Source organism: Amycolatopsis sp. CFH S0740 (assembly GCF_004522315.1).
Lineage (GTDB): Bacteria > Actinomycetota > Actinomycetes > Mycobacteriales > Pseudonocardiaceae > Amycolatopsis > Amycolatopsis nivea.
Map to the genome: position 1 here is coordinate 87523 of NZ_SDLS01000007.1, position 11891 is coordinate 99413.

Sequence of the window (11891 nt, forward strand, 5' to 3'; positions counted from 1 at the left end):
GCGGTCCGGACAATGCGCAATGATCGTAATTCGATGCAATGCTCCATTACCTGCCACAGCGCATTTTTTGTCCCGCGCAAAGCGGGTTGGCGAGGTCCCCGCTCCGTGCTAGCGTGCGGGAGAATTGATCCGCAGCCACGCCATTCTGGGGGCGTTTCAGCGTGTTATCCAGCGAGTCACGGACGACGGCCGCCGCCGGTTTCCGGCGCACCGCCGAAGCAGCTGCATGACGGCATCGAATACGCCGGACGGCGCAGTCGCGCTCGCCGGCGCTCCGTCCGGCCAGGCCACGCTGCACGAACTGTTCGCCGCGCACGCGAGCGCGGCGCCGGACGCGATCGCGGTCGTCTGCGGCGACCGGCAGCTCACCTACCGGGCGCTCGACGCGCGCGCCACCGCCCTGGCGTGCCGCCTGCGCGCGCTGGGCGTCGGACCGGACGTGCGCGTGGGTGTCTGTCTTCCGCCGGCCGCGGACCTGGTGACCGCGCTGCTGGCAGTGCTCAAGGCGGGCGGAGCCTATCTCCCGATCGACCCCGCGTATCCCGCCCGGCGGCTGGAGTTCCTGCTCGCGGACGGCGACGTACCGCTTTTGCTCACCCATTCCGCGATCTCGCTGCCCCGGCACAGCGCGCGGGTGCTGCCGCTCGACCAGCCGTGGCCCGCCGAAACCGCCGGGCTGCCGGCGCCGCGCGTCGACGCTCTGGCGTACGTCATCTACACCTCCGGATCGACCGGACGGCCGAAGGGAGCCCTGCTCACCCACCGCGGCATCGCCGGACTCTCCCTCGCGCAGCAACGGATTCTCGGCACCGGACCCGGCCGCCGGGTACTGCAGTTCGCATCCGCCAGCTTCGACGCCTCGGTGTTCGAGATCGTCATGGCGTTGTGTTCCGGCGCGACGCTGGTCCTTCCCGGCGAGCGGCTGATGCCCGGCGCGGACCTGATCGCGACCCTGGACCGGCAGGCGGTCACGACGGTCACCCTGCCGCCGTCCGCGTTGGTGGTCACCCCCGCCGCGAAGCTGCCCGCACTCGTCACCGTATCGGTGGCCGGCGAGGTTTGCCCGCCGGAAGTCGTCCGCCGGTGGGCACCCGGCCGCCGCTTCCACAACCTGTACGGCCCCACCGAGGCGACGGTCTGGTCGACGGCGGCGACGTGCGTGCCGGACGGGCCGGTCACCATCGGCGTCCCGGTCGCGGACGCCCGGGCGCACGTCCTCGACGCCGATCTCCGGACGGTGCCGCCCGGCGCATCCGGCGAGCTGTACCTCGGCGGGCCCGGCTTGGCGCGCGGCTATTGGCGGCGTCCGGGAACCACCGCGGAACGTTTCGTGCCGGATCCGTTCGGCGAGCCCGGCGCGCGGCTTTACCGGACCGGCGACCGCGTGTTGCGCCGCCTGGACGGCGAACTGGACTTCGTGGACAGGCTCGACCGGCAGGCGAAGGTCCGCGGCCACCGCGTCGAACCAGGCGAAGTCGAGGCTGTGCTGCGCGAGCACCCGGCAGTGCGCGATTGCGTCGTCATCGCCGCGCCCGACACGCTGACGGCTTACGCGGTCGCCCCCGAGACGACTGCCGAAGACCTGCGGTCGCACTGCGCCGAGCAGTTGCCGGCCCACCTGGTGCCGGACGCGTTCCCGCTCCTCGACGCGCTGCCCACCACGCCGAACGGCAAGGTCGACCGAGCCGCGCTGCCTCCCGTGCGACGGGATTCCGGCCAACCGTACGAAGAACCGGTCACAGATGTCGAAAAGCGGCTCGCCGAGATCTGGGCCGACGTCCTCGCCGTGCCTAAGGCAGGCAGGCACGACCGGTTCCTCGCCCTCGGCGGCCATTCGCTGCTCGCCACCATGGTGCAAAGCCGGGTCCGCGCGGCGTTCGGTGTCGACCTGCCCGTGCGCGCGGTGTTCGAGGCGACCGATCTCGCGGCGCTCGCCCGCGAGATCGCCGAGCAGGACCGCACGCACACCGACGCCGCACTCCCGTCCGGCGACTCCCCCGCTCCGCTCTCCTCCGGACAGCGCCAGCTGTGGTTCCTGGAAGAGCTTCTGCCCGGTACCGCGGCCTACGTGTCGCACGTGGCGGTGCGGCTGTCCGGGCCGGTCTCGGTCGCGGAGGCCGAACGCGCGCTCAACGCGGTCGTCGCCCGGCATTCCGCGCTGCGCACGGCCATAGTTTCGGACGACGGCCAGCCGGTGCAGGTGGTCTCCGATGAGCTGTGCCTCGGCATCGAGCTGATCAACGCCGAGGCGACGCCGGACGCGGGGCGGGAATTGGCGGCGCGGGTCGCGCGTCGCCAATTCGACCTCGGCCGCGCCCCGTTGCTGCGGGCCGCGCTGGTGCGCGTCGCCGACGACGACCACGTGCTGGTGCTGGCCGGGCACCACGCGGTGGTCGACGGCTGGTCGTTTTCCTTGCTGCTGCGCGATTTCGCCACCGCCTACCGAGGCGCCCCGCTGCCTCCGCCGAGCGCGCGGTACGCGCAGTTCGCCCGCTGGCAGCGGGACCGCCCGGAGCTGGGCACGCGACTGACCTACTGGCGAGCTCAGCTCTCCGACGCACCGGCGTTGCACGAATTGCCGCTGGACCGGCCGCGCCCGGCCGCGCAGACCTTCGCCGGAGCCGTGCACACCTTCACCGTCCCGGCCGACCTGCACCGGCGCCTGATCGCGTTGAGCCGGGAAGAAGAAGTCACCCTTTTCATGACCTTGTTCACCGCGTACGCGGTCCTGCTCGCCCGGCACAGCGGGCAAGACGATCTGGTGGTGGGGACGCCGGTCGCGAACCGGGTGCAGCCGGAATTCGAGGAGGTCGTCGGATTCTTCGCCAACACCGTCGCACTGCGCGTCCGGATCGACGGCGACCCCAGGTTCCGCGCCCTGCTGCGCCAGGTCCGGCGCACCTGCCTCGCGGCCTACGCCCAGGACGTGCCGTTCGAGCTGGTCACCGACGCGCTGCGGCCCGGACGGGACCTCAGCCACAACCCGGTCTACCAGGTGTTGTTCGCGCTGCAGAACGCTTCCGCCTTCGACGTCGACCTGCCAGGGGTGACCGCCCGGCAGCTCGATCTCGATCCCGGCACCGCCCGGTTCGACCTCGCCTTCGCGGTGACCGAGACCGACGGCGGGCTGCACGGTGTGGTCGAGTACAGCACGGACCTGTTCGCCGCGCGCACTGTCGAACGGCTCGCCGACCACTACTGCCTGCTGCTGGCCGCGATGGCCGCCGATCCCGGCGGGCGGGCGAGTTCGGTGCCGCTGCTCACTCCCGCCGAAACCCGGCAGCTCGCCGAGTGGAACGACACCGCGGTACCGGTCGAAGAGGGTCAACGCCTGCACCAGCTCATCGCGCGCCAGGCCGCTCGGACGCCGGACGCGATCGCGGTCGTCTGCGGCGACCGGCAGCTCACCTACGCCGCGCTGCAGCGGTCCGCGCACCGGCTCGCCCATGTGCTGCGTGCGCGGGGAGTGTGCGCCGAGACGCCGGTCGGCGTGTTCCTCGAACGCTCCGCCGAGTCGATCGTCAGCCTGCTGGCGGTGCTCGCCGCGGGCGGGGCGTACCTGCCCCTCGATCCGGCCTACCCGGCGGACCGGCTCTCGTTCATGGCCGCCGACAGCGGTCTTCGCGTCGTCGTGACCACCAGCGATCTCGCCGAGTCCGTTCCGTCCGGCGTCGGCACTGTCGTGCGTCTCGACGGCCACCGGGACGAGATCGCCGCCGCGAGCGCATCCGCACCCGCGGTCACCGTCGGCCCGGACCACCTCGCATACGTCATCTACACCTCCGGATCCTCCGGACGGCCCAAAGGCGCGCTGATGACGCACCGCGGCCTGACGAATCTGGTCGCCGCCGAGGCGTCCGCGATCGCCCCGTCCGCCGCGGACCGGGTGCTGGCCGTCGCGTCATTCGGTTTCGACGCCTCGTTGTGGGATGTCGTGATGGCGCTGTGTTTCGGCGGCACGCTCTGCATCGCGACCGGTGAGGAGCGCCTGCCGGGTCCGGAACTGGCCGGGCTGATGGGCCGGCAGGCGATCACGCACGCGACCTTGGCGCCGTCCGCCCTGGCGTCGCTGCCCGCGACCCCGCCGGACCTCGCAGTGCTGACCTCGACCGGAGAAGCCGTCACCGCGGAAGTCGTGCGTCGCTGGGCGCCGGGCCGCCGGTTCCTCAACGGCTACGGCCCGACCGAGTGCACCGTCGGCGCGACCATCGGCCAGTGCCGCGCCGAGGACGCGGAACCCACGCTGGGCCGTCCCTTTGCCAACACTCAGGTCCACTTGCTCGACGCGCGTCTCCGGCCGGTGCCGCCGGGTGTCGCGGGCGAGGTGTACGTGAGCGGGCCCGGTTTGTCGCGCGGTTATCTCGGCCGTCCCGGGCTTACCGCGCAACGGTTTCTGCCGGACCCGCTCGGTGCGCCGGGCGGCCGGCTCTACCGCACCGGCGACCGCGCGCGGTTCGGCCCCGACGGCGGCCTGGTCTTCCTCGGCCGGGCCGACGATCAGGTGCAGCTGCGCGGATTCCGGGTCGAGCCCGGCGAGATCGAGACCGTGCTGCTCGACCACCCCGCGGTGCGCGAAGCCGCGGTGCTGGTCCGCCGCGGCACGGCCCGGCTCGCCGCCTACGTGGTGGCCGAACCCCGCCCCGGCACGGCCGAGCTGCGCGAGCACTGCGCGCGCCGCCTGCCGGAGTTCATGGTGCCGGCGGCGATCGTGCTGCTCGACCGGATGCCGTTGACCAGCAACGGAAAAGTCGACCGCGACGCGCTGCCGGAGCCCGATTTCACCGCGAGCGCGGAATACCGGCCGCCGCGCACCGCGGCCGAACGCGCGCTCGCCGCGGTCTGGGAGCAGGTGCTCGGCATCGCCCGAGTGGGACGGGACGACAACTTCTTCGCGCTCGGCGGCGACTCGATCCTGAGCATCCAGGTGGTCTCCCGTGCCGCGCAAGCCGGGCTTGCCGTCACCGCCAGGCAGCTGTTCCAGCACCAGACCGTCGCGGAACTGGCCGCCGTCGCCGGATCGGCACCCGCAGTCTCCGCCGAGCAAGGCCCGGTCGCCGGGCCCGTGTCCCCGACGCCGATCCAGCAGTGGTTTCTCGATCAGAAGCTCCCCGCACCGCACCATTTCAACCAGGCGCTCGCCCTGCGCTCCGCCCAGCCGCTCGACCCGGCGGCGTTGGAAATCGCGCTGCACGCGCTGCTCGCGCATCACGACGCGCTGCGCCTGCGGTTGCGCGCCGAAGACGGCTGGGCGCTGGACAACGCCCCGCTCCCGGCGGAACCGCCCGCGCTGCTTCACATCGCCGATCTGACCGCATTGCCTGCAGCGCAACGGTTCTCCGCGCTCGAGTCCCGCGTCGCGGAAACACAGCGCTCGCTCGATCTCGCCAGCGGTGTACTGCTGAGCGCCCTGTACGCCACCGTCTCCCAGGACGACCACCGCGTCCTGCTCGTCGCGCACCATCTCGGCGTGGACGGCGTTTCCTGGCGAATCCTGCTCGACGACCTCGCCACCGCGTACCGCCAAGCGCTCCGGCGCGAGCCGGTCGTGCTGCCGCGGAAAACCACGTCGTTCCGTCAGTGGGCCGAGTCGGCCGGCGGCCGCTCGGGCGACCAGGACCGGTGCCGGGCATTGCTGGAACAGCACGACGGCAGCGTTCCGGTGGACTTCGCGCCCGCCGACTTCGCACACGCCGGAGCCGGTGCCGTCGGCGACGCTCACACCGTGACCGTCGCTCTCGACGAAGACCAGACCTCGGTGTTGCTGCGGCCGGCCGGCCGCCGGTCGGCGAAGGACATCCTGCACGCCGCGCTCGGCCGGGTGCTGACCGGCTGGACCGGCCGCGACCGCGTGCTGGTCGACGTCGAGGGCCACGGCCGTGACACCGGTCCCGATGCCGACCTCACCCGCACCGTCGGGTGGTTCACGGTCGTCGAGCCGGTGGTGCTCGGCAAGGACGGCACGGAAGCGGTCGGTACCGGATGCCTGGCGCTGCGGCACGGCTCGGACGCGCCGCTGCGTTCCCTTCCGGTGCCGGAAGTGTGCTTCAACTACCTCGGCCAGCTCGACGGCGGACTCGGCGACGCCCCGTGGGAACTCGTCCCCGAACTGCCTTCCGGCACTCAGGATCCCCGGCAGCCGCGGCCGTATCCCCTCGAGGTAACCGCCTTCGTGGCGGCCGGGCGGTTGCACGTCCGCTGGACCCACGTGCCCGCGATGCACGCGGAGCGCACCGTCACGCGGCTCGCCGAACAGTTTCTCCAGCACGTTCGCGACCTCGCCGAACCGGCTGACGAATCCGGCGCCGAAGCGACGTATCCGCTGTCCCCATTGCAGCAGGGCATGCGCTTTCACGCACTGCTGTCGCCGGACAGCGGGGTGTACGTCGTCCAGCTTTCCTTTGCGCTGGAAGGCGATCTGGACGTCGCCGCGTTCCGCAGCGCCTGGCATCAGGTGGTCTCCCGGCACCCTGCCCTGCGCACGACCTTCCATCAGGCAGACGGCGAAGATCCCGTGCAGGTCGTCCACCGCGAGGTGCCGGAGCCGTGGCGGCTGACCGACTGGCGCGGTCGCGACGACGTGGCCGCGCTGGTCTCGGATCTGCTGGAGAGAGAGCGCACCGCCGGATTCGACCTGGCCGAGCCGCCTCTGTTCCGCTTCGCCCTCGCCCGGGTCGCCGAGCGGACCCACCGGTTCGTCTGGACGCATCACCACCTGCTGATGGACGGCTGGTCGCTGCCGATCGTCCTCGCCGATTTGTTCACCGCATACGAAGCGCGGGTCGCCGGACAGCGGCCGAACCTGCCCGCCGTGCCGCCGTACGAGAAGTACGTCGGCTGGCTGTGCGAGCAGGACGCCACCGAATCCGACGCCGGATGGCGCGAAGCGCTCGCCGGGTTCGCCGCGCCGACCCCGCTTCCGCTGGACCAGCCCGGATGCGGTCCGATCGGCACCGCGACGGCAGAGGTCGAACTGTCCGCGGAGCGCACCCGCGCGCTGCGGGACCTGTGCCGGGGCAACGGGCTGACGTTGAGCACCGCGGTGCAGGCGGCATGGGGCCTGGTCCTCGCCCGCCACGCCGAGTCCGACGACGTCGTGTTCGGCGTGACCGTGTCCGGGCGGCCGCCGGAGCTGCCCGGGGTCGAGAGCATGGTCGGACTGTTCATCAACACCCTGCCGATGCGCCTGCGCGTCGACCCGGACGCCGAGGTGGCGCCGTGGCTGCGTGCCGTGCAGTCGTCGTTCGCCGAAGTCCGGCAGTACGAACACACGCCGTTGGTGCGGATACAGGGCTGCAGCAACGTGCCCCGCGGCAGCCGCCTGTTCGACAGCCTGGTGGTCTTCGAGAACTACCCGCTCGGCGAACACGCCCTACGGCCGCGCGGCGGGTTGCGGGCGCACGATGTGCGCGCCACTGAACAGACCGACGCGGCGCTGACCCTCGTCGCCGCCCCGGGCGAGCGGCTGGCGCTCCGTCTCATGTACGCCACCGATCGCTGCCCCGACGACAGTGCTGCCGCGTTGGCCGAGCAGGTGATCCGCGCGCTTGAGTCCTTTGCGGACGGTCCAGGCCGCCTGGTCGGCAGCGTCTCGCTGGCCCCGGCGGACGACCGGTTGCTGCGCGCTTGGAACCCCGAGCCGCAAGAGGTTCGCGGCCCGGCGCTGATCGAGCGGTTCGTCGAGGCGGCACGAACGCAACCCGACGCGGTGGCGCTGGCGTGGGGCGGCGAACAGCTCACGTACCACGCCGTGCTGCACCGCGCGGGCGGCCTGGCGAGCCGGCTGCGTGCCGCCGGGGTCGGGCCGGACGTGCTGGTCGGCGTCCTGCTGGACCGCGGGCCGCTCCAGGTGATCGCGATACTCGCCTGCCATCTCGCCGGCGGCGCGTACTTGCCGCTTGACCCGGCTTATCCGCAGGAGCGGCTCGACTACCTGCTCTCCGACAGCGGCGCCCCGGTCGTGGTCGCCTCGCCGGATCTGGCCGCCCGGGTACCCGCAGGGCCACGCGTCCTCACGCCCGAGGCCGCGCCCGCCGAGCCCGCGCCGGCTCCGATCGATCCCGCGCACCTCGCGTACGTGATCTACACGTCCGGATCGACCGGACGACCGAAGGGCGTCCTGGTCCCGCACGGCAACGCGGCCCGGCTGTTCGAGGCGACCCGGCACTGGTTCGGATTCGGCCGCGAGGACGTGTGGAGCCTGTTCCACTCCGTGTCGTTCGACTTCTCGGTCTGGGAACTGTGGGGTGCGCTCGCGCACGGCGGACGGCTGGTCCTCGTCGACGACACCACCCGGCGGGCCCCCGCCGACTTCGCCCGGGTCCTGGCCGACCAGGCGGTCACCGTGCTGAACCAGACGCCCTCGGCCTTCCTGCCACTGGCCGAGACGGACTCCGAACTGCCCGCACTGCGCACGGTGGTCTTCGGCGGCGAGGCGCTGTCCGCCGACCGGCTCGCCGGCTGGGCCAAACGGTTCGGGCTGGAGCGGCCGCAGCTGGTGAACATGTACGGAATCACCGAGACCACCGTCCACGTCACCCGGCACCCGGTCGGCCGTCCGGACCTGGACCGCGCATCCGGAAGCGTCGTCGGCCGCCCGATCCCGGACCTGCGCGTCTACCTGCTTGACGACGATCTCCGGCCGGTGCCCGCCGGGATCGCCGGGCACCTCCACGTCGGCGGAGCCGGTCCGGCGCGGGGCTACCTCGGCAGGCCAGGGCTGACTGCCGAGCGATTCGTGCCGGACCCGTTCGGGGAACCCGGTTCGCGGATGTACCGCACCGGCGACCGCGCGCACGCGCTGCCCGACGGAGCCTTCGTCTATCTCGGCCGTTCCGACGACCAAGTCCAGTTGCGCGGCCACCGCATCGAACCGAACGAAATCGAAGCGGTGCTGCGCCGCCACCCCCAGGTCACCGGTGCCCGCGTGGTCCTGCGCGAAGACGAACCCGGGGACCAGCGCCTGGTCGCTTATCTCACCGCGGACGGCGACACCAGCGACCTGCGCTCCCGCGTCCGAGAGGCCCTTCCGGCGCATCTGCGTCCGGCGCATTACGTCACGCTGGAAGCCTTCCCGCTGACCGCGCACGGGAAGATCGACGTCGCCGCGCTTCCCGCGCCGGGAGGGGGCGAAGAACCGGCCGCCGGGTACGTCGCACCGCGTACGCCGACCGAACAGGCGCTGGCCGAGCTGTGGTGCAGCGTGCTGCACGTGCCCGAAGCCGGACTGCACGACAGTTTCTTCGCGCTCGGCGGGCATTCGCTGATCGCTACGCGGCTGCAGGGCCGCATTCGTGCCGAGTTCGGTGTGGAACTGCCGCTGCGCGCCGTTTTCGAAGCACCCGATCTCGCCGCGATGGCCAAGGAGATCGCCGGCACCCGGGCCGACGAAGCATCGATCGTCCCGCGGAAACGGACCGGACCGGCTCCGCTCTCGTCGGCGCAACTGCGGCTCTGGTTCCTGGAGCGATGGCGGCCGGGCACCCCGCTTTACCACATCGCCGGCGTCCTGCGGTTGACCGGAGAACTGGACCCGCGGGCCTTGCGCACAGCGCTGCAGGCGGTGGTCGACCGGCACGAAAGCCTCCGCACGCACCTGACGATCGCCGGTTCCGAAGCGGGTCAGCTCGCGCGGGACCCGCTCGCCGCCGAGCTGCCGGTGGTGGATCTGTCCGGCCAGCCGCACCATGCCGACCGGCTGGCAGCGGCGGTCGCGCAAACCCCGTTCGACCTCGCCGAGGGCCCGCTGTGGCGGACCGTGCTGGTGCGCACCGCCCCGCGAGAGCACCAGCTCGCGCTGTGCCTGCACCACCTCGTCGCCGACGGTCACTCGCTTGATCTCCTGCTGCGCGAGCTGGCGGAGAACTACCGCACCGCGCTCGCCGGCGAGCCGATCGCGCGCGCGCCGCTGCCGATCCAGTTCGCCGACTACGCCGACTGGCAGCAGGACCGCTTGGCAGGCAGGCAGATCTCCGACGATCTCGCGTACTGGCGCGCGAAGCTGACCGGAATCTCCCCCGCCCCGCTGCCGACCGATTTCCCCCGGCCGGAGGTGCAGACGCACGCCAGCGCCATGCACCAGGCCGAACTGCCCGCCGCGGTCGCGGCCGGAGCGGCCGAAGTGGCGGACCGGACCGGCACGACGGCGTTCATGGTCTTGTTCGCGGCCACCGCGGTCGCTTTTCAGCAGGCAAGGGAACTGCCCGAGGTGGTGGTCGGCACGCCGGTCGCGAACCGGTCCCGGCCGGAAACCGAGGAGCTGATCGGCTGTCTGGTCAACACCGTCGTGCTGCGCGCGGACCCGGGCGGCGAGTCCACCTTCGCGAGCCTGCTGGAACAAGTCCGGGCCACCTGCCTGGACGCTTATGCGCACTCCGAAGCGCCGTTCGAACGCGTCGTGCAGGAGGTGCAGCCGGAGCGCTCGGCCAGTCACCTGCCGTTGTTCCAGACGTGGTTCGTCGTGCAGGACGAACCGGCCGCCGGCGGCTTCGGCAGCCTGGACGCGCGGCCGGTCGGGGCGCCGCCGGGCATGGCTCGCTACGACCTCCGGCTGGAGTTCCGCCGCACGGGCACCGGCTTGAGCCTGGTGTGCGAGTACAAGACCAGCCTGTTCCGGCCCGCCGGGATCGTCCGGCTGGCCGAGCACATCCGGCGGGTGCTGCGCGCCGTGACCGCCGACCCGGGCGCCGCGATCGCGGACCTCGCGGACGAACTCGCCGCCGCCGACGAGGAGGAACGGGTCGCAGGCGTGGCCGGAGCCGCCGCCTACAGCCAAGGAGCCCTGCGACGGCGCCGCCGTGCTGTCGCCGCGGCGCCCGACCAGGTCGAACCCAACGCACGACAGGAAGCGGGAAGATGAGCAATCGGGAAAGCGGATCAGCCCAGTTCCGGCCCCGGCGGCGAACCGCGGTGAGCCTCGCGCCGGAGACGCTGGTCTCGGCCCGCCCGCTGCTGGCCGAAAGCCCGGCGCCGCTGCTGTTCGCCCCGGCCGTCGACGGCGTCAACGCGCTGTCCTGGGTCGAGGCCAACCGCGAGCAGGTCCGCGAGCAGACCGTCCGGCACAAAGCCGTGCTGCTGCGCGGGTTCACCGTCGGCGACGTCGCCGAATTCGAGCAGGTGGTGCGGCTGGTCGGCGGCGACATGCTGGAGTACTCCTACGGATCGACGCCGCGCAGCCACGTCGCGGGCAACGTCTACACGTCGACCGAATACCCGGCCACGCAGGAAATCCCGCAGCACAACGAGATGGCCTACAGCCGGTCGTGGCCGCTGAAACTGGGCTTCTACTCGGTACGGGCCGCTCCCGAAGGCGGCCAGACGCCGCTCGCGGACAGCACCCGCGTCCTGGCGCGCATCCCCGCCGCGATCCGCGACCGGTTCGCCGAGCACGGCGTGATGTACGTGCGCAATTACGGGCAGGGCCTGGATTTGCCGTGGCAGGACGTGTTCCAGACGCCGGAGCGCACCGAGGTGGAGGCGTTCTGTGACCGCGCCGGGATCGAGTACGAATGGCTCGCCGACGACAGCCTGCGCACCCGTCAGGTCTGCCAAGCGGTGGTGACGCACCCGGAAACCGGTGAAACGGCCTGGTTCAACCAGGCGCACCTGTTCCACATTTCCGCGCAGGCGCCCGAAATCCGCGAAACGCTGCTGGCCGCCTTCGGCGAGCAGGGCCTGCCTCGCAACACCTACTACGGCGACGGCAGCCCGATCGACGAAGCCGACCTCGACGAGATCCGCCGCGCCTACCGGGAAGAAACCGTCATGTTCCGGTGGCAGGACGGCGACATCGCCATTCTCGAGAACATGCTCGTCTCGCATGGGCGCATGCCGTACGCCGGACCGCGCAAGCTCGTCGTCGCGATGGCCGGCGCGGGCGGACAGGGCCAGTAGAG

General features: G+C 72.0%; 2 protein-coding genes. Both read left to right on the forward strand.

The genetic code is table 11. The annotated features are described in order from the left end of the window. Positions 1-226 precede the first annotated feature (226 nt). Positions 227-10855 (forward strand): non-ribosomal peptide synthetase, encoded by a 10629-nt coding sequence (locus tag EIZ45_RS14620; protein ID WP_134662797.1) that lies wholly within the window; start codon positions 227-229, stop codon positions 10853-10855. After that, positions 10852-11889: a TauD/TfdA family dioxygenase gene (locus EIZ45_RS14625; RefSeq protein ID WP_134662798.1), complete on the forward strand. Its 1038-nt coding sequence runs from the start codon at positions 10852-10854 to the stop codon at positions 11887-11889. Before EIZ45_RS14620 ends, EIZ45_RS14625 begins: the two co-directional genes overlap by 4 nt. Positions 11890-11891: the final 2 nt, after the last annotated feature.